A 25,978-nucleotide genomic window follows, 5' to 3' on the forward strand; every position below is an offset into this window, starting at 1 on the left:
CTATCGGCATCCTTACGCCGCTTGCCGCGCGCGCTGCTGTACCGCCCTGTCGAGTATCGAAAAGAAGGTGGCGAACTGGCGATCCGGATCCAGTTCGGGCCGCCCGGCGAAGCCGCGCGCGAGGCCCGAGAGCCGGTCATATTCCTGGTTGTCGTTCCACAGCCGCCTGACGGCCGCGACCCAGTCGGCAAGCGGAGCATCGTAGTCCAGCACCACGCCTCCGGGGCCGATCGCTTCAGGCAGACCGCCACGCCGCGAGCCGACAACCGGGATTCCACTGCAATGGGCCTCCGACGCGACGCGGCCCCAGGCCTCTTCCCATTTGCTGGGGGCAAGCAGGATCCTGGTGCGGCCATAGACCGTCTTCATGTCGCTGGTGCGGCTCTCGAGCGTGACATTGCCGAGCGGCGTGATCGTCTCCTCGATGCGCGCCCGATGATCGTCCTCCAGCTTCCAGCTTTCGACGAACAGGAACGGGATTTCGGGGCACGCGCCAGCAACACGCACCGCAAGCTCGAAGCCTTTTTCCTCATAGGGGTTGATCAAAGTGACAAACTGGCCCGTCGTCGGGGTGCTGTAATGCGCCGGATTGATGGTCGGCGGGATCACCGCCGCCTCGATGCCGAACTCTCTCTTGTAGGTGCGCGCGGTGAACTCCGAGTTGGCGATGTACAGTGCCGAACGCAATTCCCGCAGATCGCCACCCAGTTCATGGAACTCGACATTGCGGAGATAAACGACCAGCGGCACGCCCTCGGCCTGCAATGCCTTGCCGAGCGGAACCGATTTGTGACACTGGACCAGCGCCACATCCGGCTTCTGCCTGTCGACGGCAAAGGCCGCTGCCTCCCAGGGAAACCACGCCCGGATCACCGGATAGCCGGGATAGCTGTCGACGACCGCCGGCTGCCGCAGCAGCTTCATCTTGGCGCGCGCCTTCAAGCCGAAGACACCATCCCCGAACAGCGCGGCCAGCACCGCGGCCTCATGCCCATGTTCGATCAACTGTTCGACCAGATGATGGGTGCTTGACTGGACGCCGCCGCTGAATTCCGGTGGGTAGCCGTTACCGCCTGCAAAAAGAACTTTCATGGTCCTGGCTCCTGGTCTTTTCGCGTTTCATTCCATGCAGCCCGATCGAGGGCTGCGTTGAAGGCCGCCTCAGGCATTCTGCGGCGGATCGAGTTTCGCGAACGGATTGGTACATGACTGCCATCCGGTGAACCGGATCGGATCGCTTGGCGAACTGCGCCATGCGTAGTCCGTCAGCATATGGAATTCGGCGATGACCCAGCGGTCGAAATGCACCAGATCTTCCCGCTTCTGCTGGGGCAGCAGGCGGCGTGCGGTGCCCAATTTGAGCTCCTCCGCCAGAGTAACGGCGTCGCTCAACTTCTCGCTCGGAAAGATCCACGGGTTCCTGTCGCGGAACGCCAGCACGAACTGTTGCAGATGCTCGATGCGCATGTTCAGCGTGCCGAGGTATTTTTCGAGCGTGACACGGACGAGGTCCTCGTCTGAAAACGAGGAGACGGCGGCATAGGCAATGCCCGTCGACACCACCCCACCCGCCACGATCGCCAGGGCCGAGCGTCTGGAAATTTCGATCATCCGATACCTCCTTTCACGCGATCCGGCTCGCCGCCCGCAAGGACAGCGCTGCCGCGGTCAGGCTCGGATTGGCGCAGGAGCAGCTTGGGTAGGTGCTGGTGCCGACGACAACCAGGTTTCTGAGCCGGTGGTGGATCATGTTGCTGTCGATCACCGAATCGGCCGGACCGGTGCCCATTCTCAGCGTGCCCTGGACATGCGATTCGGTCGGCCGGATGCCGCGGTCGAAGAGCTTTTCGACCGGCAGCGGGGCAAGCAGCGCAGGCAATTTCTCCAGCGCCCGGGCCATGCCCTTGACCGCGTAGTCCGACGGCGCCTTGAAGCTGACGAAGGCATTATCATCCTCGTCGAGGGTAACGAAATTCTCGTGATCGAGCAGGTTTTCGGTGACCACGACAAGCGGCAGCGCCTGGCGCAGCCGCCCCTTTTCGGCACGCATTCCGTGTTGCCAGCGGTTCTCGAAATAGACGAGCGCCGCCGCATGCTCAGATCGGTGCGGACCGTCATAGAGGCCGAAATTCAGCCCCGTCGTGATGGTGCTGCCGTCGAAATTGTCGACACCGTCGAGATAGACCTCGAAATTCCAGCCGTAGGATTCGTGCAGGCCGCGCCCGACGAATTCGTCGCCCAGACCGGATCGCAGCATGATGGCCGCGCTCTGGATGGCATTGGCGCCGAGAATGAAGAGGTCGCTGGTGACCGTATATTCCTTGCCGCCATGAACGAACGTGACCGAACGAACCGTTCCGCCGACATGATCGAGCCGCCGCACTTCGGCACCGAGGCAGACCGAAACGTCGGGATCCTCGAAGACATGCATCAGCCCGTTGTTGACCGTGAATTTCGCGTCGACCGGGCACAGCCAACAGCGCAGATTGGCACAGCACGAAGTGCGCTGCGCGGTCGGCACGCGTGCCCGTGCCGTCGGCATGACGAAATGCTGGCCGGGCTGCGCCGCCTTCATCATCCGGTCCGGTGTCGACATGCGATGCGGCGGTTGCGGAAACGGCCGCGAACGCGGCAGCATCGCCGCCATGTCGGGATCGCCTGAAATCGACATGATGTCTTCGGCGTCGCAGTAGAAGGGCTCGACGTCGTCATAGCTGATCGGCCAGTCGTTGCCGATGCCGTAGGTGGTTTTCAGCCTGAAGTCATTGGGATGGAACCTTGGCGTCTGCGCGAACCAGCAGTTCGTTCCGCCACCCAGTCCGATCGTGTAGTTCCAGGGCTTGTCGGAATTGGTCTTGTAGGTCGTCTCGTCATCGATGTCGGTGTTGGCGTTCTGGTCGAGTTGCCATTCATGGGTGTTGTGCCGGCCCCACTCCAGAACCAGGATGCGTGCCTTTCGCCGTTTCGCGAACTCATGCAAGAAGAAGGCCGAACCGAAGCCGGAACCGATCGCGACAAGATCGAAATGATCCCTGGTGATTTGCTCGGGCTTTACGTCCAGCACCATCAGCCACAAGTCCTTTCCGCGCCGAGCGCACCCACCAGATTCTGCTTGCGGCTCTCCACGCCCGGCCTCACGCCGCGATTCTGCCGATCGAGTGGTATTCGATGCCGTGGCGAGCGACGACCTTGGGGTCGTACAGGTTGCGGCCATCGAAGATGACCGGCGTGGTCAGCGCGTCCTTCAGCGCGTCGAAGGATGGAGCGCGGAAGCTCTTCCATTCGGTGGCGATCAACAGCGCATCGGCGCCGCGCAATGCCGCTTCCTTGGTGCCGCACAACAGCATATCGTCGCGCAGGCCGTAGATGGCCTGGCATTCCTGCATCGCCTCGGGGTCATAGGCCTGCACAGTCGCTCCGGCGTTCCAGAGCGCCTCCATCAGCACACGCGCCGGCGCCTCGCGCATGTCGTCGGTGTTGGGCTTGAAGGCCAGGCCCCACAGCGCAAAGGTCTTGCCCTTGAGATTGCCCTTGAAATAGCGATGTACCTTGTCGAACAGGACGGATTTCTGGTCGTTGTTGCGCTCCTCGACGGCGCGCAGCAGCTTGGCGTCGAACTTGACGCCTTCGGCGGTCTTGATCAGCGCCCGCACGTCCTTTGGAAAACACGAGCCGCCATAGCCGAGGCCCGGATAGATGAAATGGTAGCCGATGCGCGGATCGCTGCCGATGCCCTTGCGAACCTCCTCGATGTCGGCGCCAAGCTGCTCGGCAAGGTTGGCCATCTCGTTCATGAAGCTGATCTTGGTCGCCAGCATGCAATTGGCGGCATATTTGGTGAATTCGGCGCTGCGCACGTCCATCACGATCATCTTCTCGTGGTTGCGGTTGAACGGCGCGTAGAGCTCGCGCATCACCGCCTCGGTGCCCTCGCTCGAGGTGCCGACGATGATGCGATCCGGCTTCATGCAGTCGGCGACCGCGGAACCCTCCTTGAGGAATTCCGGATTCGAGGCGACGTCGAAGGCGAGGTCCTCACGACCTCTTTTCTTCAGCGTTTCGGCGATCCTGGCCTTTACCTTTTCGCAGGTGCCGACCGGCACGGTCGACTTGCCGACGACGATCTTGGGCGCGTCCATTTCCCGGCCAATGGTCTCGGCGACCGCCAGCACATATTTGAGGTCGGCCGAACCATCCTCGCCGGGCGGCGTGCCGACCGCGATCATCTGGATCTCGCCATGCCTGACCGCGGCGACGGCATCAGTGGTGAACTTGATGCGACCGGCGGCGTGGTTCTCCTTGACCAGGCTCTCCAGCCCCGGCTCGAAAATCGGCACGAGACCTTGGTTGAGCCGCTCGACCCGGCCTGCGTCGATGTCGACGCACACCACCTGGTGGCCGACTTCGGCAAGCACCGCCGCCTGCACGAGACCGACATAGCCAATTCCAAACACCGTCAAATTCATTCGGTTTCGTTCCCATTCAAGGCGGCGGACCGTTTTCGGCCCGGCCAGTTCAATTCGACTTTCCCAACTACTTTACGCTGCATGCCAGCGATTCCGGAAACTGACAGGGCTCGCCGAGCGCGGTGAAGGCAACGCGCTCGACCTGCAGCGAAAGCTTGCGGCCAGGATCGGCGAACGCACCCATCCAACCCTTCATCGTGTCGCTGCCCCACAGGCTGAAGAAGATCTTCTGCGCATGGGTGGGCAGCTTCGCGGGGTCGGTGATCGTGTTGACCAACTGGCCGTTGAGGTACCAGCGCAAACTGTCCTTCTGCCAGACGAAAGCGTAGTCGTTGAAAGCATTTTCGGTACCGCCCGCGACGTCGACCAGCTTCTCGTTCTTGCCCTTGCCGCCGATATAGGCGTTGACCTGCACCTTGGAGGTGTCCTTGGTCAGGATCTCGAAGTCGATCTCGTCCCAGGGCTGCTTGTCGGTGGGGCCGATATAGGAAAAGAACGCCGCATTGAGACCGGAACCGGTGTCGGTCTTCATCCGCGCCTCATAGGTGCCGTAGCCGAAGCGTTGCTTGGTCTGAATCTCGCCGCAAACGAAGTCGCGGTCCTTCAGCTTCTGCTTTTCGAAGCCGAGCGACAGCACGCCGTCGGAAAGCTCAACCATGCCCTTCGACCAGGTGCAATTCTGATGGCTGCCGTTGTTCCAGCCGTCGGAAACATACCAGCGCGCACGATCGAAGCTTTTGAAATCGTCGACGAATGATGGCGACGTCGGTATATCCTGGGCATGGGAAGGGGTCGTTGACAGGTTGCCGAGAGCGGCCAGCAGCAACGCGCTGATCGAACTCAGCCGCCTCAAGCCGGCTTGCCTGGCCTGAGGCGTGAACGGCGTTCCGCCGGTTGCGACGGTGGACGTAGCTTTCGGATTCGAATTCATACCAAACTCACCTTTGTGCTGTGCTTCCCCCAACCCAAAGTCGACATTCGAACCGCTCCTGAACGGGCCAACCTTGACCTCCTACGTGACCCTCCCGAATTGCTTTTCCTGCCTCGCATCAAATCTGTTGCAACAGTTCCGAGCCTTCACGCTCTGCCGGCGCCTGTCGGCTTGGCGAATTCGGCCGGGGTGGCCGAATCGGACGCGCCATCCTCGTGGAAGACCCCGTCCAGCGAATGACGGAGCTCCTTCATCATGCCGTTCTGGCGCGACAGCGCCGCGATCCGGCGCTCGCAGTTCAGGATCGTCTCCGTCAGCGCGCTGACTTCGGATGACCGACGGTCGGAGGCGGAGCCGTTTTCCATCGCCTCGACCAGGAAGGCGGCGTTGGTCGCCTTTGTCCGATAGCGATTCTCAAGTCCGGCTCTCTCGGCCTCGATCTCGGCCGCGATCTGCTCAAAAAGCTTTGCCAGACGATCAAGTCGCGAACCGTCGGTCTGCCGGTCGCGGGCCGGATCCCTTGATCTGAAGCCGAATATCGAGGCCATGAGTTCAGGTTCCTGTCATCGCCGGCTTCCAGGCCGGGTTTCTGGCCGATCCCCGCAACCGGGGTTCAAAAAATTGCATCGTCCTGCCCCTCTGACGGGAGAGACATTGAGACCATCCGATCGGGGCCAGTTCGGGTGGTCGTCTAATTTGCTGCACCGCAACATAGACTGCCATCCCCGGAGCCGTGAGGCAACCACCCAATTCGTAAACTCATAAATCCGTCCGAAATGGTTTGAACGACAAGCCGGCACTGGTGGACGAACCGGACGCGCCGGACACCCTCAACGCTCCTTGCCGGTACTGGTTCCGGCCATCAGAAAACGCAATGGCGGCACACGGCTCCGTTTCGAGGTGAAGCCGGCGCGGCGAAACAGCGACTCGAGCTTGTCGGCGGCAACGCCGCGAACGATGGGAACGAGGTTGGATTGACTGGCCAGTGCATAGGCCGCGGCCGATGCCAGCCCCCGCTCGGCCTTGACGTCGAGGAAATTGCGCAACCGGTATTTGTCGCGCACGTGCCGCTCGTGCCGCCTCAGCACCGCTTTCGAGCCTTCCGGCAGGCTTTCGATCGCCAGCAACGCCAGATCCGCATCGGCCAGGCGCTCCAGGTCCTGCGTCTTGTGACGACCGCTCAGCGAATCAGCGCGGACGATGGCGCCGTAGCCGCATGAGCGGATGACCTTGAACCGTGCCCCGCGAGCGACGGCGCGCGCGTAGAGCTCATAGTCCTCGCCCAGGCGCAAGCTCTCGTCGTAGCGCAGCTCGTGGCGGTCGAGGAAGGCACGGCTGATGACAGGCTTGAGGAAGCCCAGCTCGCCCCTTTGCACTCGTCGCCTGGAGATGTTGCCTTCGACGAAGCGCTCGAAATCGAGGAATTCCGGCTCGGCGGCGAATTGCGGGGCGACGATTTTCGTCACGTCGCCGGTCGCATCGTCCCGGATGAGCATGATGTTGTCCGCCGCGAAATCCCAGTCGGCGCCGGCAAACAGGTTGCGAAACCGGCCCTCCAGGAAAAAATCGTCGGCGTCGAGAATGCTGATGAACGGCGACCTTGAACCGGCGATCGCCGCGTTGCGGGCGAAAGAAGGACCGCGATTGACATCGAGACGCATCACCGTGAGCCGGCCGCTGCCGTCGTCGGCGGATCGGGCGACTGTCGCGGTGTCGTCAGTGGAAGCATCGTCGACGACGACAACCTCCGCCACTTCCGCTTCGCGCAACGCGGACGCGATAGCGACGGCGATTGTCGGCGCCGCGTTGCGGGCCGCGATGATCACGCAGACCTGGGGTTTGGTCATCGACATGGATTTGCCTCTCGTACAGGTGATACCGACTTGTTTTCGCCCCGTACCCATTCGATGCCCGATATGCTTTTCATCACTGACTGCCCGGCCGTTCAAAGATGCGGCGGCTGATGTCGGCCGATGCCGCCCAGCCGGCCTCGGCCAGATAGCGGACCGGCGCACGGCCGCACAATTCCCATAGCACCGTTCGCCGCTGCGGCCACCGCAGGGACGACAGCCACGGCGCGATGACCATGTTGAGCAGGTCCTCGTTGCCGATGCGTGACAGGATTCTCTTGGCCCGCTCCGACAGAAGCGTGCCGGCGCCGCCGAGCAGTACATCGGCGGCGCGCAGGCCAAGCAGCAGCGTGTCGTCCAGCCCCTGCCGGACCGCGGCGTCAAGCACAAGCTGCTGATCCGCCTCGTCGAGCCGGCTGGCGCTGGCGCGTACGTCGCAGACATAACCCGCGCAGGGTTCCCGATTGAACAGCGCCTTGGCGACGCTGATGCAGGACAGAAACAAAGTGTCGGCAGCCGAAGTGAACGGCACCGTCGCACCAGCGATCTCGAGCTGTCGCTTGCGCCGCAGAAACCCGTCCGCATCGCGCGGGCTCGGCGAGCCGGGCTGCTGGAGGCGATAATGAAGATCGACCGTGGACGGCCTCGGCCCGTCGCCGCGCGTCATATGCTGTTCGCCAAGGAAGCGAACCCACCAGACGGAGCGCGACTTGCCTGCGACCTCGTAGCCGATCGAGCGGAGCGCATCACGCGCCGGGAAAAACCCGGCCGGCGAAACCAGAATATCGACGTCGCCGGAAGGCTTCATGAAATGGTCGTCATAGAGCAGCTGCTGCTGGAACGGGCCCTTGAGGAAGACGAAATCGATCTGCCTGCCGCTGAGCACGTCATGGATCGCCATCGAATCCATGATGCAGGACGCGTTCATCGAAACCGTCCTCCTGCGGTAGGTGTCCAACCAGTGAAAAAGCTCTGCCGGCCTTTCACCCGCCGGCGCGCGCGACAGCGCCTTGAGGACAAAGGTCGCGACCTTGTTCAACCTGGCAATGTCGGCAACATTGGCGACGGTCAGGCCAGGCATCGACATGTCGCCGGCACTGGCTCCCGCCCCCGCGAAATACAAGCGCAGGCAAGCCTGTACATAGGCAATCTCGTCGGCACAGTCGGCGGCACGCAATCGTTCGTATGAACCGTCCGGCAAGGCCATTTAGCGCACTGTCTCCTCAAGAAGTGATTTGCTCGCCGCCTATGCTGCAAGTGCGAAGCAAGCATCACCAAAAACCTCGATGCCGTAAAGCCTTTCCTTTTGCAGTGCGGAATTCTGCCCTTTTGCAGCGCGGAGTTTCACAACCTTAGCGTTTGTCTCATGATCCGAGAGGCAGCGAAAATTGCGGTTGAGATATCACCCTTGCCAAGGCATTTCAGTGGGCCTTTGCCAAATGAAACTCCTTTTTTAGCAGTGCCTAAATAGAAGGCGCTCGGGCAAATATTTTATGCAAGCAAAATCAAATGCTTAAAGAATCGCCATCGACATAGCGCCGACGCACAAGGATTCATCTTGAAAGATGTCAGGTTTTAGGCATCTCTTACATACATCGCGACGCCCGCAACCCATAATTGATTAACGCCTGGTAAATCAGACTTGACTCATAAATGCTGCCATGCAGCTATTGCGCCGCAGCATGAGAAATGCTGACGGCACTCGACAGGCCGTTTCCAGTCTTTATTGGAGAGTAAAATGGAACAGAATGTTGAAAAGCATGAATACGAAACGCCAAGCCTGACGGTACACGGTTCGATTGAAACCATCACCCAGGGCGGCGGCGGCAGCACGGCGATCGATGCATCGTTTCCCGCGCATACGCCGATCGGCGACCTGACGTTCTCCTGAGCCTATCACAAACTTCCAGAGTGACGACGTTGGGACTCTGGACGCAAAAACAAGAGAGTCGGGGGGCTCAAAACCTCCGACTCCCCCTTTATTGCCTGGAACTGTCGAAGCGTAGTGTAAGCGAGGTTTGGGGATGAACTGGAACACATCCGACCACGATTTGGCAGACCACGATTTGGTGAGCGCGACCAAGGACGCCGTGGCTTGCGAGTTTGGCGAGGGCCTGGCGCTGCTCAACCTGAAATCCAACATCTATTACAGCCTGAATGGCGTCGGCGCCTTCATCTGGGACCTGATTCAGCAGCCGAAGTCGATCGGGGACATCCGCGGCGCCGTGCTTGCGCGCTACAATGTCGAGCCGGGGCGCTGCAAAGCCGACGTCGACGCATTGCTGAAGGGCCTGGCGGATAACGGGCTTGCGAGGGTGCACCATGAGGAACTTGTCTAAGCAGGTTCCGCAAAAGTGGTCCACGGTTTTGCGACAGGAACCTGCGACAGAAAAACGCCCGAAGCAGACGAAGCGCCCGCGAGGCATGCGTAGAGTTCTCTCCCTGAGCGGCTCGGAAATGATCTTCCTCGCCCGCTGCCTCTTGGTGGTCACTGCGGTTCGGCTGGGGCTGACGCTGCTGTCCTACAACCGTGTCCGCAGCCTGGTGACGCGGCTCGAGGCGCGTCAGTGCGCCAGCATGGGCGAACTGCGCCGGGTCGCATGGGGCGTTGCCGCCGCGGCCCGTTTCGTGCCGCGCGCCACTTGCCTGACCCAGGCGCTTTCAGGCCAATACATTCTCGCCCGCCAAGGCAATGCCTCGAAGATCCGCATCGGCATCGAACGCGGCACCGGCGAGCACTTGAAAGCGCATGCCTGGCTGGTCAGCGACAACCATGTCGTCCTTGGCGGATCGATCGACGGTTTCGCCCATCTCGTCGATCACGGCAGCCGATGAGCGGCGTGGCCGGAATCTTGCTGCGACAGGGACACGCGGCAGCGGTCCAAGGACACGCATCAGTGGTCCGGGGACGCGCTCCAGCGGTCGCCGCAGCGGATATACAGCAGATGCTGGCGCGCATGCGCCATCGTGGCCCTGATGGAAGTTCGTGGTGGCTAGACACCGGCATCGCCCTTGGCCACTCTTGGCTCAACACGTCAGATGAAGCCGGCCCCGGTCCGCTGACCATGGCGGGCGGCAAGCTGGCCATCACCGCCGATTGCCGCCTGGACAACCGTGACGAACTGCTGGCCAGGCTGGGCATCCGGGACAGGTCGGTCGCCGACGCGACTTTGCTGATGCGGGCCTATCTGCGCTGGGGCGAAGCCTGCCCCATGCAGTTGCAAGGCGATTTCGCTTTCGCCATCTGGGATGCCGAGCGACAGCTGCTATTTTGCGCGCGCGACCATTTCGGGGTCAAACCGTTCTACTATCACGCGGCGGACCGGCATTTTGTCTTTGCCTCCGAGATCGGTCCGATCCTTGGCGTCGACGGGGTCGACACGCGCGTCAATGAACGCCAAATCTCGGGTTTCCTGGCCGGGCTGCCCGACGACCCGCAGTCAACGCCCTACAACGATATCTTCAGCTTGCCGGCCCGCCACAGCCTCACCGTCACCGCGCAACGGGTTATGCTGCGCAGATACTGGCAGATCGAGCCGTCGTCACGACCGATGCGCTCGGATGCGGCCGAGGAATTCGCCGATCTGTTCTCGCAATCGGTCCGTAACCGCATGCGGGGAACCTCTTCGATCGGCGCAATGCTGAGCGGCGGCCTCGATTCCTCGTCGATCGCCTGTGTCGCCGGCATGCAGAATGCCGCCGCGCGCAAGCCAAAGCTGCCCACCTTCTCCCTGATTTTCGAGAAGGGCTCGTCGATGGACGAACGCCCGTTCATCGATGCAGTGCTTGATCAGCGCAACGTTGACGCGACGCTGATTCCGGTCGGCAACTATGCGCCGTTCGCTGAATTCGAACGCGTGCTGGAGGAACAGGAAGGAACGTTCCTGGCGCCGGGCCTCACGCTCACCCGCGGCATCTACCGGACGGCGGGCGCCAATGGCATCAAGGTGCTGCTGGACGGCCATGGCGGCGACGAGGTCGTTTCGCAAGGTCATGGCCATCTGCATGAGCTTGCCAATGCCGGGCGGTGGATGGACCTGTGGCGTGAGATCCGCAGTGCCTCCAACACCTATGGCGACAGCACGCTCGGCATGTATTTCCAGTTCCTGACCATCTACGGGCCGGCCTGGCGCATCGCGAAGCTGAGGCACATGGCGAACCGTGTCCTGAACAGGATCCGCAAGCCGGCCCAGGCGCCGCGCGGCGGAAGCTGGCGCGACCTGATCAATCCGGACCTAGCCAGGCGAACCGAGCTTGTCGACCGGTTTCACCGCGCCGGTTACATGCCGCCCGGCGTCAAGGCCAGCGATGCCTTGAGCCATCGCTGGATCCTTTCAAACGGCTATGTGCCGCATGCTTTCGAGGTCCTCGACAAGGCCGCGGCCAATTTCGGTGTCGAGCCGCGCTATCCCTTCTGGGACAAGCCGCTGGTCGAGTTCTGCCTGGCGCTGCCGGGCGAAGAAAAGCTCAGCCACGGCTTTGGCCGCTATGTGCTGCGCCGTGCCATGGAGGGCATCCTGCCGGCGGCGGTCCAGTGGCGGCGCGACAAGATCGATTTCACCTCCAATCTCGTCAATGGCATGCTGCGCAACCACCGCGACCTGCTGGAACAGCTGCTCGTTTCGGATTCCAGCCGCATAGCACCCTACGTCAATCTTCCGGAGGTCAGCGCAGCCTATGCGCGGCTGCAGCGCCAGCCTGACCAGGCAGCCCCCCTGGATGTCCAGTATGTCTGGCGCTCGGCTTCATTGTCGCTCTGGCTGCGGCAGGTCCAACTCTCCGGGAGCCCCGCATGATGTCTCGCAACGAGCCGCTCGCCCGATACCTCGATCATCCCCTTGCGCAGGGCGGGGCCGCGCGAGAACGGCGCTTCTACCGGGCCTACGGCCTGACCATCACGTCCGAAGTGTTGCTGCCCGAGTTGGAGCCGACGGCGCCGGCGCCGGCGGATGTCGTGATCGCCGTCGGTGCGATCGACCTGCCGAAGCCCTCGCCCGAGGCCGCGACCGACTTCCGCTTCGAGCCGGACCGGCAGTATCTGGCATGGGATGCCGTCGGCGCGTTCCTGATCACCGATGGTCGCCGCATCGACGTCGAGCCGGCGCCCGGCGTCGACGACGCGCTGATCGCGTTTCCGTTGCTGGGCCCGGTCCTGGCGCTGCTGCTGCACCGGCGCGGCCTGCTCGTCCTGCACGCCAGCGCCATTGCCGTGGCCGGCAGGAGCGCTATCTTCATTGGTGACAAGGGCGCCGGCAAATCGACGACGGCAAGCGCGATGATCCGTGCCGGACATGACTTGCTTACCGATGACGTGGTGGCCCTGGACCTGACCAATCCGAACCAACCGATGGTCGTTCCGGGTTTCCCGCAGATCAAGCTGGCTGCCGATGCGGCGGCCGCGATCTCATTCAGGGACGCGGAAGTCCGGCCGCAAGCGCATCCGGCGATCGACAAGATGCAGCATCGCCTGAACGGCGCCTTTTCCGGCGACAGGGTGCCGGCAAGCAGGATCTATATGCTGGAGCGCGGCGAAAAGGCCGATATCACGCCCTTGCCGGGCATCGCCGCCTTGCCGGCAATCATCAAATTCTCCTACGTGACGCGTTTCGGCCGCGCGGCCCTGCCCGGCGATTTCGCGGCGACGCATCTTCGGCAATGTTCAGGAATAGCGAACCATGTCGGCGTGTACCGCCTCGAGGTGCCGACGGGCCTGGAGCGGATCGATGAGGCCGTGACCCTGATCGAAAGAGATCTGGCGGGCGATGTCTAGGTCATCGGTCTTTAACCTGTCACTGTTTCGCGACGTCGCCGCATTCGGCGCCGTCATCGCCCAGATCGGTGGGCGGCGAACCTGGACGGCGCTGCTCTTCCTGATCCTGGGCAGCCTGACCGAAGGCATCTCCATCCTGCTGCTCGTGCCGCTGCTGCATCTGGTCGGGCGCGCCGACCAGGATTTCGCGGTCAGGCTGCCGAACAATGATTTCGTGCGCTGGCTGGTGCCGGACGGAACGCTGCAACTGACGACGGTGCTTTGCGCGCTGGTCGGGCTTGTCGCCGTGCAGGCGGCCTTCAACCGCTTCAAGTCGGTCTACATGGCGAAACTGCTGTTCGATTTCATCAACCGCTTGCGCATGAACCTGTTCGAGAGCATCGGCAAGGCGCGCTGGGGCGTCTTCACGCGCATGCGCAGTTCCGATCTCGACCATGCCCTGACCGGCGACATCGACCGCGTCCAGGGCGCCGCCTTCTCGCTGTTGATGCTGGTGCAGATTGCCGTGCTTCTGGCCGGCTATCTCCTGGTTTCCGTGTTCATCTCGCCGGTCATGACGTTGTTTGCCGTCGTGATTGGCATCCTGATGTTCGTGGCGCTGCAGCCCTTTCGGGCGCGGGCCACCGCCTTTGGCCGGGTTCTGACGGCCAATCGGCAGGACCAGTACCGGACGGTCTCGGAATTCCTTGGCGGCATCAAGGTGGCCAAGAGCCTGAACGTCGAGGCGAGCTATTTCGCACAGCTGCAATCGACCCTCGAAAGGATGAAGGCCGACAACGTCGACTATGTGCGCAACAGCACGATCGGCACCGCGCTGTTCCAGGTGGCGAGCGTCGTTGGCCTCAGCCTGTTTATCTATGTGGCGCTGGTCCGCTTCAACCTGTCGCTGGCCGAGATCGTCGTGCTGCTGCTGGTCTTCATGCGTATCGCGCCGCGCTTCATGGACATGCAAACGCAGGCCCAGCAGGTCCTGATCAATCTGCCCGCCTATGCCGCGATGCGCAGCCTGCAGACGCGTTTCGACGCCGAGCGCGAGCCGGGCGACGCCGAAGCCGGCGAAGGCGACAAGCTGTCGCTGGCAACCGGGCTCAACATAAGGGACGTTTCCTTCGGATATGCCGACGACCCCAACAAGACGGTCGTCACTGGCATCACCTTCGGCCTGCCGGCGGGCAAGGTCACCGCCCTTATCGGCCCCTCCGGATCAGGCAAGAGCACGATCGCCGACATGCTGCTCGGGCTGCTCGAGCCGACCGCCGGCAAGATTCTCGTCGACGGCGTCGAGATCGATGCCGCCAATCGCCGTCGCTGGCGCGGTCAGGTGGCCTATGTGCCGCAGGACGTGTTCCTTCTGCACGACACGATCGCGGCGAACCTGCGCCTTGCCGCGCCGCAGGCCAGCGACGAGGATTTGTGGACCGCGCTACGTTCCGCCCATGCCGGCGAATTCGTCGAGCGGCTGGACCTGCGGCTCGAGACGGTGGTCGGCGACCGGGGCGTGCGGCTTTCGGGTGGCGAGCGCCAGCGCATTGCGCTTGCGCGCGCGCTGCTGCGCAAGCCGTCCCTGCTCATCCTGGACGAGGCCACCAGTGCGCTTGACTGGCAGAACCAGTCGCTGATCGCCAAATCGATCGACGGATTGCGCGGCACGATGACGATCCTGACCATTGCACACCGGCCGTCGATGATAGCGTTCGCCGACTGGGTGGTGGCAATGGAACATGGCCGTATCGTTGAAGTCGGGCAATATCAGCGGCTGAAGGCAAAGGCCGGAAGCCGATTGTCGAGGATGCTGTCGGGCGAGCAGTCCGAGAGGGAACCTGCCGACGTGGCTTGAGGCCGGATGCGGCCGAGTTAGTGCAGGCTGCGCCTGGCGCCCAATTTGTCGCCTTCGGCCACCTCGGTGGTGTTCAACTTTCTTTCGGCGTCGCGAGCCATGTCGGCTGGCGTCGGCGCGCCGCCGGCGATCATGGCATAGACGAGCACGAAGTAACCCGCCTGAATGACGACGGCGCAAATGATGACGCGCACCAGTATCGTGCCTGTCGAAGCACCGCCCAACCAGGACCAGCCAACGACGATCGCCAGAGCGAAGATCATCCCAAGGATGAATTTTGGAAGTGCCATACCCAACAGCCCATAAACCGGCTCGGGTTATATCCAACGATTGCCCTACCCGAGCGCCGTCCCTTGTCATGCGGGCTTGTCAAGTCGCCCGCTCTCGGCCGGTTGCTTCCGGCCTTTCCAACCTGTCGGTACTCTGACAGGTATAATTTGCAATTCTATTAAGGCGAGCAATAGGCGGCAAGGGCAACTGGACATATTTTTGATTGGAGCTTTTGTGATCGACTCACTCATGGTGCAATGCACACGGAGGGATTTTGCCCGATCTCCTGCGGTCATCAACTTTCAGTAGAAATACGATATTAACTAGTATTTTATGTTATTTCTCCATAGTATCAGGTAGCTCTAAAGCACTGGCATGTTCCACGCTCCGGCAGATAGGGCGCCCCGCCTAAGAACCGCCTCAAAATTGCCCCTATTTTTTCGCCTATGCCCATTTATTGTCACAAATGTGCTAAGTATCCCGAAATTTGTGCATGGCGAGCTTATTATTTAGTCAATTCATGACGCGACTATTTCAGTAGGCCGGGAAATTGTGTGTTGCGCTGCAACATTTTTTTGGTATCGTGTGGTGAACCATTCGTTCAACGCATGGAGTTTACCGCATGAGGGACGTTGCCAAGTCGGCCACCGCGAGCTTTTCGCAGGCCGACATCGAATTTCCACCGCCGATCGGCGGCCTGCTCAAGCGCGGCTTCGATATCACCGGTTCACTGATCGGCCTGATCGCTCTCAGCCCGCTGTTTGTCATGATCGCGTTGCTGGTCAAGTTTTCCGACGGCGGGTCGATTTTCTATGGCCACAGGCGAATCGGACGCGGCGGACGGGTTTTCCCGTGCCTGAAGTTCCGCACCATGGTTCCGGACGGCGACAAGGTGCTGGCAGCCTATCTCGCCACCAACCCGGACGCCAACGCGGAATGGATAGCGACGCGCAAGCTGAAGAACGACCCCCGCGTCACCCGTGTCGGAGCGGTGCTGAGGAAACTCAGCCTCGACGAGCTGCCGCAGATCATCAACATCTTGCAGGGCGACATGAGCCTTGTCGGACCTCGGCCGGTCGTGCGCGACGAACTGGAGATCTACGGCACTTCCGCCGTGTATTACCTGAAATCCCGCCCCGGCCTGACTGGCTTGTGGCAGGTCAGCGGCCGCAACGACGTTTCCTATGACAGCCGCGTTGCGTTCGACCGCCATTATGTCGAAAACTGGTCGCTGTTCGAGGACGTTCGCATCATCATCAAGACCGTTCCTGCCGTCTGGATGTCGCGCGGCTCCTACTGACCGGCATCGAACAACCATTCGGCAGCAAGCACATCGGGCGATGGGGCCAAAGCGGATCGGAACGTTCAGTTGAAAACAGATATGTTCGAAGCCTCTCGCAGCGGCCCGTTTTCCGGCCGCCTGCGGCGGGCGCGATTGCTGGCCACATGCCTTGTCGTGTCGCTCGTCGTCCCCCACATCGCCGTCGCCGGCGACTATCGCCTCGGATCGCAGGACAAGCTCATCATCCGCGTCGCGGAATGGCAGACCGTCGAAGGCACGTTCCGCGACTGGTCGGCGGTGAATGGCGAATACACGGTCGGTCCATCCGGCACGCTGTCGGTACCTTTCGTCGGCGAATTGCCGGCCTCCGGCAAGACCACGTCCGAAATCGCGACTGCGATCGGCGAGGCGCTGCAGCACAAGCTCGCTCTGTCGGACAGGCCTGAAGCCTCGGTCGAAATGGCGCAGTTCCGGCCATTCTACATTTCCGGCGAGGTGCAGAACCCCGGCCAATTTCCTTATGTGCCCGACCTGACGGTGCTGAAGGCCATCAGCGTCGCCGGCGGCATCAGGCGAAACGCCGATTTTGGTCCCCAACTCGGCAAGGACCTGGTCACCGCCAAGGGCAACTTCGATATCTCCGACGACCAGCGCGTTCGACTGATCGTGAAGCGCGCCCGCATCGACGCCGACATGGCGGGCAAGACGAGCTTCGAGGTGCCGAAGGAGGTCGAGGGCGATCCGCGGTTGCCGGCCATCGTCGCCGACGAGATGACGATCCTGACGTCCGACCAAAAGGCGCTGAAGCTGAAGCTCGAGGCGCTCGACGATCTGAAAGGGGTTTTGCAGTCCGAAATCGAATCGCTGCAGAAGAAGATCGTCAACCAGCAGCAGCAAGTCGACCTGGCGCAGCAGCAGCTGGCCAGCATCGGCCCTCTGGCTCAGAAAGGCCTGATCGCCAACGCCCGACTGCTGGATTCGCGGCAGTCCGTCGCCGACCTGCAGGGCAAGATCCTGGACTACGAAACCGCCATCCTCACCGCCAAGCAGGCGATCAGCAAGGCGGCGCAGGACGCCATCGATGCCCAGAACACCCTGAGTTCAAGTCTCGCCACCGACCGGCAGCAGACCGAAGCCGACCTGAACGAGGCCGCGCTGAAGGTGAATATGCAGAAAGGCCTGATGGCCCAGGCCAGCGATCCCGCAACGAGAGTTGCCAGCGACAGCGACCAGCAATCCAGCCTGATCTACACACTGGTGCGGGTCGTCGACGGCAAGACCAGCGAAATCGCCGCGAAGGAAGATACGCCGGTGCTGCCTGGCGACGTGATCAAGGTCAAGCTGGCGCCGCTGGCCAGCCAGTAGACATTTGGACGATCGCCGAGGGCTCGCATTCAAGGAGTCGTCATGCGAGGCGGTCACTGTAGTCAAGGATATATGCTCCCTTGACGATGGGACGGGAATCGCGCGGCGGCGGGCCTCACGGCATCGAGTCGACTCTTCCAAATAAGGAAGCTTGGTCTGGCAAATTAAATATCTAACAATGGATATGTTCTGATGAACATCTATCGCGTTAGGCGATATATAAAAGGTAAATTTATTACGCTTCTTTGGAAGACGAGAGGGATAAAAATCTTTGACCGAGTATCCATTCTTGGTACCTCTCCTCATATTTCAGGAAAAGGCGAAATCAATTTCGGCTCCCTCGTTTCATTCCGAGGCTTTGGCTCGCGCTGCTGGTTTCATGTGCTTAGCAATGCAAAGCTGTCAATTGGCTCCAAATCGTTCATAAACAGCGGGGTCATGATCGACGTATCCGTCGCAGTCAGCATCGGAAGAAACTGTCTGATTGGTGACTGCGTCGTAATCCAGGATTCAAATTATCACGAGATCGAGCAAGGCGCCGGCGTTAAGTCAATGCCTGTCCTGATCGGCGATAACGTCTGGATTGGTCGAAATTCAATAATCCTGCCTGGGGTCGAAATCGGTGACCATAGCGTAATTGGAGCCGGGTCTGTCGTGACCAAAAGCATTCCCCCGCGAAGTCTGGCGGCAGGAAATCCTGCCCGCATAATTCGCGAGATTGCAGCGTCCCAAGATTACATTCGATCCTGACAGGGAGTTCGGTGGATCGGTTCGAGGCAAGTTTCGTCTTGCCTGAGGCCTGTCCGATCCCAACAGGGAGGGGATGGGACTATTTGCTCGTTTGAGCATGGCCATTTGCGAAAGCTGGATTCCACTTTTCGGGATCCTGCTCTAGGCCCTTGACCGCAGCCCGTCGCGGACTGGTCACAGGCACTTTCGCCAGCTTGAAAAAGCTGTAGTACAATAGAAAAGAGCCTGTCACGTAGGGGTTGAGAATGTCGACCTCGACGAAGGAGCGGATGAGCAGAAGCACCATCACACCGATGAGAATCACCGGCCCCGCTTGCCACGTCCTGAAGATCACCGCCGAGACGTGGCCGTAGAGCGTGCGCAGCATGATCAGCGCAATCATCGTCACCCCGACGGCGCCTAGCTCGACAAGCGCCTCGATATAGGTGTTGTGGAAATGGAAACCGGTGCGGCTCGTAATGTAGAATTCATTCCATAGCCGCTCGGCTTCGGCGAAGCCTTGCACCCAATAGGCGGCATAGCCGACGCCGAGAATCGGCGATTTCTGTGCGGCGTTCCAACCCTGCTCCCACAGATAGGTCCGCCCCGTGAGCGTGGAATCCTTGCCGAATATGTTGAGGACGAAATCCAGCAGCCCCATGTTCATGGCTGCGAAGGCCGACACTACGAGCAGGCCCGCCCCCACCAGAAATACTACCCTGCGGTAGCGGCGTGAGAGCAACTTGCTCATGGCAAGCAGAACCACCAGAGCCAAAACGGCCGGAATCGAGGCCACAGAGGTGGCGGAATGCGAAACGGCCAGCATATAGGCCGACAAGAGCAAGACAGGTACCATCGCGATGAAGCTCATCCGGCTACGGCGCAGAAAAGCGAGGAACACAACGCAGAAATAGATGCCGAGCGAGGCGACAAAGCCGATCTGGTTCTTGGAGGCAAACGCGCCGACGAAGTTGTAGGTGCCGTCGAGGACGTCCTCGGAATAGGCCCCGACCTTGAGCGAATAGAGCAGGACGACGAATATGCCGATCAAGGCGCCGATCGTCAGCGTACGTACGCTGACGGTTCGCGCCGCGATGTAGGCGCAGGCGATATGGGAAAAGTACTGGACGGCCGTCCGTGCGGTGATGCCGGGAGCCGCCGACCAGAAGACCGAGAAGCAGACATAGGCCGCAAACAGCAGGGGCAACCAAGCGCTGGACAGCTGCCGCAGGAACCGCCGGTAATCGACCAGGATGAGCGGAAGCCAGACCGCGTAATAGGCCAGGATCATTACCTGGCCGAAAATGACGGAGTAGGAAAACGCCCAGATCGAGACGGCCACGGCGAAACTGCCATAGACCGAATTCTTTTCGGGGTCGACCAGCAGGGACTTTGGAATCTTCATCTCAGAGTCCCGCCGACGCGATCCGAGCCCGGCGCGCCATAAGCCAGCCGGCATATTCGCGAACAGGGGCGTGCAATAAACGGCGTCTCCATTGTGCAGTGCAATATAAACTATCGCGTCCGGCGCTCAATGGCAAATCCGGTCACCTTGTCTTACAGCCAAGGGGACGCCGAGAGGTCAATTGGTTGCCCGTCGTCCAAGAACACTACCACAGGGCTCCGCCGGTGATCTGGATGTTTTCCATGGTGATGCCCTTGGCCAGATCGGAGCAGAGGAAGACCGCCAGCGCCGCGATCTCCCGCGGCTGCAGCATGCGCTGCTGCGGGTTACCCCTGGCGATCTCGGCCATCGCTTCCTCTGGCGTGCGCCCCTTTCCTTCGCGCTCGACGACCTGCGCCACATTGCGACGCATCAGTTCGGTCTCGACCCAGGTCGGGCTGATCATGACGCAGGTGACGCCGTGAGCGGCGCCTTCCAGCGCCACGCAACGAGTGAGGCCGAGAAGGCCGGCCTTTGAGGCACAATAGGCCGGGTTGTCCTTCCAGCCGACGGAAGCCGCCGTTGAACCGATGTTAACGATGCGTCCCCAGCCGCGCCCGATCATGCCCGGCAACACGGCGCGGGTGACGCGGAAGGCGCCGGTGAGATTGGTGTCGACGATCTTCTCCCACAGCGCGTCGGAATGACCACAGACCGGCTGCTCGGCGGTGGTGCCGGCGGCGTTGACCAGAATGTCGGCAGGTCCGATGGCCGCTTCTGCGTCCGCCGCGAACCGATTGGTGACCTCGCTGTCGCGCACGTCGAGATGCCCGGCGTGAACCTTGGTTCCGTGCGCTGCGAGAGCCGCGCGCACGCGCCCGATCTCGTCCGCGCCGGGATAATAGCCGGCATCGGATCTGTCGGCGCCGGCGGGCGCGATGTAGGAGCCGACGGCGACATTGGCGCCGGCCTCGGCCAATGCCGTGGCAATGGCAAGGCCCATGCCCGAAAACCCGCCCGTGACGATGGCGCTGCGGCCGGAAAGGTTCTTCATCAGGTGTGGTCTCCGGACAGTTCGGGGCGAGCAAGCCGGCCCAAGAGGATTTGAGATTCACACGGCAAGATAACCTCCATCCACGACCATCCCGGCCCCGGTGACGAGCGCAACCTTGCCTGCTGCGTGATTCACAATATCAGTTTCCTCAAAGTGGTTTGCCCAGCCATTCGCGATAAAAGCCTTCGAGGTCGGGTTCGAAATCATGGACGATCGGATAGCCTGGTGCCGCCGCCTCGACCTCGTGCAGCGTGCCGCACTGCGGGCAGATGAACTCGCGGATCTCCATCCATTGCGGATCGGGGAGATCGCTGTTGGGGTAGATCTCGCGCAGCGCTTCCTCGGTGTTGCGCACGTTGATCGCGGCGTTCAGCTTCCAGTTCCTGCGATAATCGCCGAAGGAATGGCCGCACTCGCAGCGGGTGATCCGCTCATCGCCGCTCTGGCAGATGAACAGGTGATCGCTCACCGGCAGCAGGATCGGATCCTTCCAGGCGACGCGATCCTGATAGACGGCGACTATCTTGAAGAAACGATCATCGTCCTTGTAGGCGCTCATGATGCGCCGCGTCTGCAGCCAGGGCAGCTTACCGGCGGCCAGATCGCGGATGACTTCCTTGCTGTACGAGGTCATGACTTTGCTCCCGGCGTGAAGATCGATCTGGCATCGACGTTCCAGAAATCGCTGAAATCCCTGGTGAAGCGCGACGACAGCTTGATGGCGCTGGCATACATTTTCTTCACCTCGGGCGCGAAGTCGGCCTTTTCGACGCGGCCGCGCTCCCTGGCGATCCAGTCCGAAACCGGGATCGCCCTGGCCAGACGTTGCTTGCGCATCTCAGCCCGGCGTTTGACGGTCGCGTCGATATCGGCGACCGGATACCCATCGGCGTCGTCCTTCAGCACAATGCCGAAAACCTGGTCCGCCGCTTCGCGGGTGAGAAAACCGTTCTCGACATCCCAGGCCGTCTTGATCGGGTCGCGCTCCAGCACGTCGCCGTAGCCTCCGCCGCCATTGTAGGAATGGCTGAAGATATCGCCGGACTTGTGCGGCGACGTGATGTAGGGGCCTTCGACCACGACATGGTCACCGCCGATGTTCTTCTCGTAATCCGAGACATGCGGGTCGATGCCGGGCGCATGCGCCAGCGGTTCACCTTTTGCCGCCAGCTCGTGGATGTTGGAATTGCGCACCGCGCGGTGCTTCTGGCAGGTCGGCGCCGGATAGCCGCCGCACATGCCGCCATTGTCGAACACCCTGGAAGAGTGCTCCGAGGTGTGCAACCTGAGATGCGAGGTCTTGTTGATCAGCCAGGTCGAGACGAAGGAACAGCCGCCGCGATATTTGCCGGCGCCGCCCGAGTTGGGCACGATTGAGCGGCCGATATAGACCATCGGCATCGACTGTTCCCAGACCTCGATGTTGCCCATGTCGGATTCCGGGTTCCAGCCGACATAGGCGGTGTCGAGCCCGTCCTTGATAGCGAGCGCGCCGGAGCCGGCGGCGGCGCATTCGAAATGCGCCATGCCGAACGGCGTGCCGTACTGGCTTTCGCCGCCCATCTCGATCATCGGGCTGTTGACCTGGCCGACAAAGGCTTCCTCGACGAAGCCGCGGGCGATGAAGCCGCGCGACAGGAGCCGCTGGAAGACGCCGTAGGCCGGCAGCAGCAGAGCCCATGAAGTGGCGGTCGCCACCATCTCGTTGTCGGGGTTGGTCCAGGTGCCGTGCGGCAATTTCAGCTCGGTCGCCATCCAGGCGCCGTCATTGACCAGGCCTTCGAAATTCATGTGCTGGGTCAAGGTGACGAACATGCCGCCATCCATGCCGGCCGGCGTGCAGTTCATCGAATGATAGCCCCAGGGCTGCGTGCCCTCGAAGTCCATGGTGATCTTGCCGTCGGTGGTGATCTCCATCTCGATCGGAATGTTGTAGAGCCAGTCCGGATCGCCAAGCAGCTGAAAGCCGGGTTTTCCCGCCGTGACGTGGCCGTAAAAGGTGTGGCCGCGGTAGATGCCGGGCACGGTGAGCTGGCGGGTGCGGGCGAGCTGGGCGCGGCGGCCTTCCTCGATGAACTCCTTCGACACCTTCACCCAGTAGTCGAGGCCGATCTCCGAGATCAGCTGCTTGACGCTTTCACGCATGTCGATGCAGGAGGCGACCTTGGCCTTCTCGTCGAGCACCCAGTAGATCGGCATGCGCAGATTGCGCTCGCAGCGGATGACATAGTCGCGGCGGATCTCGTCATTCTCGCCGATCTTCTCGGCGCAGACGAACAGGCCTTCGGTGAAGCGTTCCTGCGCCAGGCAGACGTCGCCACCCGGCGTGATGCCGCCGGCTTCCAGCTCGTGGCAGACCGCACCCGCCCAACCGACCAGCGTGCCTTCATGGAAGATCGGCACCACGTCCATCACATCGGGCACCTGCACGGTGCCGATGAAGGCGTCATTGTTGGCGAAGATGTCGCCTTCGCGGATGCGCGGGTTTTCCTCGTAGTTGTTCTTGATCATCCACTTGATGAAGCGGCTCATCGTATGGACGTGCACCATGATGCCGTTGGAGAGCGCGATGGCGTCGCCTTCCGGCGTGTAGATGGCGACCACCATCTCGCCGACCTCGCGCACGCCGGGCGAGGCCGAGATGCGGCGCGCCATTTCGCGTGCCGAGACGCAGTAGGCGCGCAGCTTGGTGTGCAGCGTCTCGAATTTCAGCGGATCCTGGTTGCGCAGCGTGAGTTCCGTGATGCCGTCATAGCAGCCGGTCTCTTCCATCAGCCGCTCGGAATCGAGCAACCGTTCGCGAAGACGCAGGGCCGAAGCAGGTTTGTCCAACATGGCGTTCGCCCTCTCAAGCGTGGGTGTAGTGCAGCAGCGTCCATTCATCGACGAAGACACGGTCTTGCGGATGAACGACGAGCGTGGTGGCGGGATGTTCGATGATGGCCGGGCCGATCACTTCGTGGCCGGGTTGCAGGAGATCCATCTCGTAGAGACTGGCCTTGTGCCAGCGCCCACCAATATAGGCCTCGCGCACCCCCTTATGGGCAGATGCCGGATTGGAGGCGCCAAGCGGCCGCCTGAGCAACACCGGCTTGACCTTGTCGGCAGTGGCGATCAGCCCGAGCTCGGTGATTGTGAAGCCGGCCTCGCCATAACGCGAAACGCGGTGGTTGACCTTGGCGTAGACCGCCTCGAACTCGTCGAGAACCTTGCGCATGTCGTCGGCCGAATTGACCTCGGCCAGCGGCGCCATGACCTCGACATCCTCGAGCTGGCCCGTGTAGCGCATCATCAGGAACGGCACAGTCCTGATCTTCTCCCTGGCATGGCCGTCGGCGATCATCTCGTCGACCGCGGCCTTGGTCAGATCGTTCCAGACTGTCGTCACTTTGGCGCCGAAAGCGGCCAGCGTCGCCTCGTCGGCGCGCGAGGAGATATCGTGCTGCGTCGACACCGAATGCCGGCGCATGAAATCGGCCGTGGTGCAGCCGAAGGCGGAGAAGGCGGCGGCGAACTGGAAGGTGATGATGTCCTTGAAACCGATGCCCCTAGAGCAACCGGCCAGATGCAGCGGCCCGGAGCCGCCATAGGACAGCAGCGTGAACTCCGAGGGATGGATGCCCTGGCCCGAAATGACCCGGCGCAGCGCGTTGTTGGCATCGGACTCCAGCATGTCGATCATGCCTTCGGCGGCTTCCTCGACGCCAACACCGAGCACACTGGAGCACTTTTCCTCGAAAGCCCGGCGGGCCTTTTCCACCTGCAGCACGACCTTGCCGCCAAGGAAATAGTAAGGGTTCAGCCGGCCGAGAATGGCGTCGCAATCGGCGATGGTGGGTTCGGTGCCGCCGCGATCGAAGCAGATCGGGCCGGGATCGGAGCCGGCGCTTTCCGGTCCAAGGCTGACCTTCTTCGTCAGCGGATCGACCTTGAGGATCATGCCGGCGCCGGCGCCGATGGTGTCGAGATGCAGCGTCGGCACGTTGAGCTTGAAACGGTCCATCAGCGGCTCGTTCTCGATGCGCGTCTGGCCGCGCGTGATGACACCCATGTCGAAGGAGGTGCCACCCATGTCCGAACAGATCAGCGAGTCGTTGCCGATCAGCTTGCCGACATAGGCCGCACCGAGGATGCCCCCGATCGGGCCGGAGATCATGGTTTCGTGCAGGCGCGGATGGTTGATCGAGGTCAGGCCGCCGAAGGACAGCAGCGTCTGAACGCCATATTTGAAGCCGTATTTCTTCGAGACGTCCTCGATGCCCTTGAGCTGCTTGCGGCCGCGCGAGGTGGCATAGGCTTCGATCAGCACCGAGTTCAGCCGCGACTGTTCGCGGATGACCGGGCGGACCTCGTGGCTGGTGTAGACGATGATGTCGGCGCCGGCCCTTTCGATCTCCGCGCGGCAGATCTCGGCGATGCGCTTCTCGTGCACCGGATTGACGTGCGAGAAGATGGTCATGATGCAGATCGCCTCGACCTTGTCGGCGATCAGTTTTTTCGCGGCGGCCGAGACTTCGTGTTCGTAAAGCGGCAGCACGATGTCGCCAAACTGGTCGATGCGCTCGGTGACGCCATGGGTGCGGCGGCGCGGCACCAGCGGATCGGGGTGATGATGGGTCACCGCATGCAGCCTGTCGGCATAGGAATAGTCGGCCCAGGCCTGCAGGCCGCGGCCCATCAGGATCATGTCCTCGAGGCCCTTGGTGGTGATCAGGCCGAGCCGGCGACCGGTGCGCGACAACAGCGTGTTGAGCATGCCTGTGCCGGAATAGAGCACGACGTTGACGCCGGAAAACAGCTGCTCCAGCGAGATGCCCCAGGCGTCCGCCGCGTCCTCGGCCGAGGCAAGGAAGCCCTCGGCTTCGTTCCTGGGCGTGGTCGCCGACTTGCCGATCTTGAAGTGGCCGTCCTGATCGACAAGGATCGTGTCGGTCATGGTGCCACCGGCGTCGATACCGATGACGATTGGGTTGCCAATGATCGGCAGATTGCCAACGATGGGGCCGGTGAGATGGGGCTGGGTCACGGTCGCCTCGGGAT

Annotated in this window: 23 protein-coding genes; 9 read left to right on the top strand and 14 right to left on the bottom strand. The window is 61.7% G+C overall.

Annotated features, from left to right (window positions below; translation table 11 throughout):
* Nucleotides 1-12: 12 nt before the first annotated feature.
* The 8 genes from BLS48_RS19465 to BLS48_RS19500 all read right to left on the bottom strand — a co-directional run bounded on the left by BLS48_RS19465 (nt 13) and on the right by BLS48_RS19500 (nt 8,454).
* Nucleotides 13-1,092 (bottom strand): glycosyltransferase, encoded by a 1,080-nt coding sequence (locus BLS48_RS19465; protein WP_091580740.1) that lies wholly within the window; start codon nt 1,090-1,092, stop codon nt 13-15.
* Nucleotides 1,093-1,161: 69 nt separating this feature from the next.
* Nucleotides 1,162-1,611, bottom strand: a complete 450-nt coding sequence (locus BLS48_RS19470; RefSeq protein WP_091580743.1) for a hypothetical protein — start codon at nt 1,609-1,611, stop codon at nt 1,162-1,164.
* Nucleotides 1,612-1,624: 13 nt separating this feature from the next.
* A complete protein-coding gene (locus BLS48_RS19475; protein ID WP_091581058.1) occupies nt 1,625-3,067 on the bottom strand; it encodes a GMC oxidoreductase in 1,443 nt (480 codons plus the stop codon).
* Between the two features lie 67 nt (nt 3,068-3,134).
* On the bottom strand, nt 3,135-4,466 hold the full coding sequence (locus tag BLS48_RS19480; RefSeq protein WP_091580745.1) for a UDP-glucose dehydrogenase family protein: 1,332 nt from the start codon (nt 4,464-4,466) through the stop codon (nt 3,135-3,137).
* Between the two features lie 67 nt (nt 4,467-4,533).
* Nucleotides 4,534-5,397, bottom strand: a complete 864-nt coding sequence (gene exoK, locus BLS48_RS19485; RefSeq protein ID WP_091580748.1) for an endo-1,3-1,4-beta-glycanase ExoK — start codon at nt 5,395-5,397, stop codon at nt 4,534-4,536.
* A 146-nt stretch (nt 5,398-5,543) separates the two neighbouring features.
* Nucleotides 5,544-5,945 (bottom strand): hypothetical protein, encoded by a 402-nt coding sequence (locus BLS48_RS19490; protein ID WP_091580751.1) that lies wholly within the window; start codon nt 5,943-5,945, stop codon nt 5,544-5,546.
* 282 nt (nt 5,946-6,227) lie between these two features.
* Nucleotides 6,228-7,250 carry a glycosyltransferase family 2 protein gene (locus BLS48_RS19495; protein ID WP_091580753.1) on the bottom strand — a complete coding sequence of 341 codons (1,023 nt, stop codon included), beginning with the start codon at nt 7,248-7,250 and terminating at the stop codon, nt 6,228-6,230.
* Nucleotides 7,251-7,323: 73 nt separating this feature from the next.
* Nucleotides 7,324-8,454, bottom strand: coding sequence for a nucleotidyltransferase family protein (locus BLS48_RS19500; protein ID WP_091580756.1), 1,131 nt, complete (start codon nt 8,452-8,454; stop codon nt 7,324-7,326).
* A 531-nt stretch (nt 8,455-8,985) separates the two neighbouring features.
* Here BLS48_RS19500 and BLS48_RS19505 point away from each other — a divergent pair.
* The 6 genes from BLS48_RS19505 (at nt 8,986) to BLS48_RS19530 (ending at nt 14,854) form a co-directional block, all read left to right on the top strand.
* Nucleotides 8,986-9,138, top strand: a complete 153-nt coding sequence (locus tag BLS48_RS19505) for a lasso peptide (protein ID WP_010913078.1) — start codon at nt 8,986-8,988, stop codon at nt 9,136-9,138.
* A gap of 133 nt (nt 9,139-9,271) precedes the next feature.
* Nucleotides 9,272-9,586, top strand: a complete 315-nt coding sequence (locus tag BLS48_RS19510) for a PqqD family protein (protein WP_091580759.1) — start codon at nt 9,272-9,274, stop codon at nt 9,584-9,586.
* Nucleotides 9,587-9,671: 85 nt separating this feature from the next.
* Complete coding sequence (locus BLS48_RS19515) at nt 9,672-10,082, top strand: lasso peptide biosynthesis B2 protein (protein WP_244529704.1); 411 nt, start codon at nt 9,672-9,674, stop codon at nt 10,080-10,082.
* Nucleotides 10,079-12,043, top strand: a complete 1,965-nt coding sequence (locus tag BLS48_RS19520) for a lasso peptide isopeptide bond-forming cyclase (protein ID WP_167365155.1) — start codon at nt 10,079-10,081, stop codon at nt 12,041-12,043. Before BLS48_RS19515 ends, BLS48_RS19520 begins: the two co-directional genes overlap by 4 nt.
* On the top strand, nt 12,040-13,017 hold the full coding sequence (locus BLS48_RS19525) for a phosphoenolpyruvate carboxykinase (ATP) (protein ID WP_091580766.1): 978 nt from the start codon (nt 12,040-12,042) through the stop codon (nt 13,015-13,017). Before BLS48_RS19520 ends, BLS48_RS19525 begins: the two co-directional genes overlap by 4 nt.
* A complete protein-coding gene (locus tag BLS48_RS19530) occupies nt 13,010-14,854 on the top strand; it encodes an ABC transporter ATP-binding protein (RefSeq protein WP_091580769.1) in 1,845 nt (614 codons plus the stop codon). The genes BLS48_RS19525 and BLS48_RS19530 overlap by 8 nt, the downstream gene beginning before the upstream one ends.
* A gap of 17 nt (nt 14,855-14,871) precedes the next feature.
* Here BLS48_RS19530 and BLS48_RS19535 read toward each other — a convergent pair whose 3' ends face one another.
* Nucleotides 14,872-15,144, bottom strand: coding sequence for an exopolysaccharide production repressor exox (locus BLS48_RS19535; RefSeq protein WP_091580771.1), 273 nt, complete (start codon nt 15,142-15,144; stop codon nt 14,872-14,874).
* A gap of 602 nt (nt 15,145-15,746) precedes the next feature.
* Here BLS48_RS19535 and BLS48_RS19540 point away from each other — a divergent pair.
* The 3 genes from BLS48_RS19540 (at nt 15,747) to BLS48_RS36570 (ending at nt 18,521) form a co-directional block, all read left to right on the top strand.
* Nucleotides 15,747-16,424 (top strand): sugar transferase, encoded by a 678-nt coding sequence (locus BLS48_RS19540; protein ID WP_091580773.1) that lies wholly within the window; start codon nt 15,747-15,749, stop codon nt 16,422-16,424.
* An 81-nt stretch (nt 16,425-16,505) separates the two neighbouring features.
* Entirely contained in the window at nt 16,506-17,771 is a 1,266-nt protein-coding gene (locus tag BLS48_RS19545; RefSeq protein WP_167365156.1) for a polysaccharide biosynthesis/export family protein, read from the top strand.
* Between the two features lie 192 nt (nt 17,772-17,963).
* Nucleotides 17,964-18,521: an acyltransferase gene (locus tag BLS48_RS36570; protein WP_091580777.1), complete on the top strand. Its 558-nt coding sequence runs from the start codon at nt 17,964-17,966 to the stop codon at nt 18,519-18,521.
* 79 nt (nt 18,522-18,600) lie between these two features.
* On the opposite strand, the gene BLS48_RS19555 is transcribed toward BLS48_RS36570, so the two are convergent.
* The 5 genes from BLS48_RS19555 to BLS48_RS19575 all read right to left on the bottom strand — a co-directional run bounded on the left by BLS48_RS19555 (nt 18,601) and on the right by BLS48_RS19575 (nt 25,916).
* The gene (locus BLS48_RS19555) at nt 18,601-19,905 is read right to left on the bottom strand and encodes an O-antigen ligase family protein (RefSeq protein ID WP_091580778.1); all 1,305 of its coding nucleotides are present in this window, start codon (nt 19,903-19,905) and stop codon (nt 18,601-18,603) included.
* A gap of 205 nt (nt 19,906-20,110) precedes the next feature.
* Nucleotides 20,111-20,938, bottom strand: a complete 828-nt coding sequence (locus BLS48_RS19560) for an SDR family NAD(P)-dependent oxidoreductase (RefSeq protein ID WP_091580780.1) — start codon at nt 20,936-20,938, stop codon at nt 20,111-20,113.
* Nucleotides 20,939-21,086: 148 nt separating this feature from the next.
* Nucleotides 21,087-21,572 carry an acetone carboxylase subunit gamma gene (locus BLS48_RS19565; protein ID WP_091580782.1) on the bottom strand — a complete coding sequence of 162 codons (486 nt, stop codon included), beginning with the start codon at nt 21,570-21,572 and terminating at the stop codon, nt 21,087-21,089.
* Nucleotides 21,569-23,773 carry a hydantoinase B/oxoprolinase family protein gene (locus BLS48_RS19570; RefSeq protein WP_091580785.1) on the bottom strand — a complete coding sequence of 735 codons (2,205 nt, stop codon included), beginning with the start codon at nt 23,771-23,773 and terminating at the stop codon, nt 21,569-21,571. Before BLS48_RS19570 ends, BLS48_RS19565 begins: the two co-directional genes overlap by 4 nt.
* 13 nt (nt 23,774-23,786) lie before the next feature.
* Nucleotides 23,787-25,916 (bottom strand): hydantoinase/oxoprolinase family protein, encoded by a 2,130-nt coding sequence (locus BLS48_RS19575; protein ID WP_091581061.1) that lies wholly within the window; start codon nt 25,914-25,916, stop codon nt 23,787-23,789.
* Nucleotides 25,917-25,978: the final 62 nt, after the last annotated feature.

Origin of the sequence: Mesorhizobium qingshengii (assembly GCF_900103325.1) — a bacterium.
Taxonomy (GTDB): domain Bacteria; phylum Pseudomonadota; class Alphaproteobacteria; order Rhizobiales; family Rhizobiaceae; genus Mesorhizobium; species Mesorhizobium qingshengii.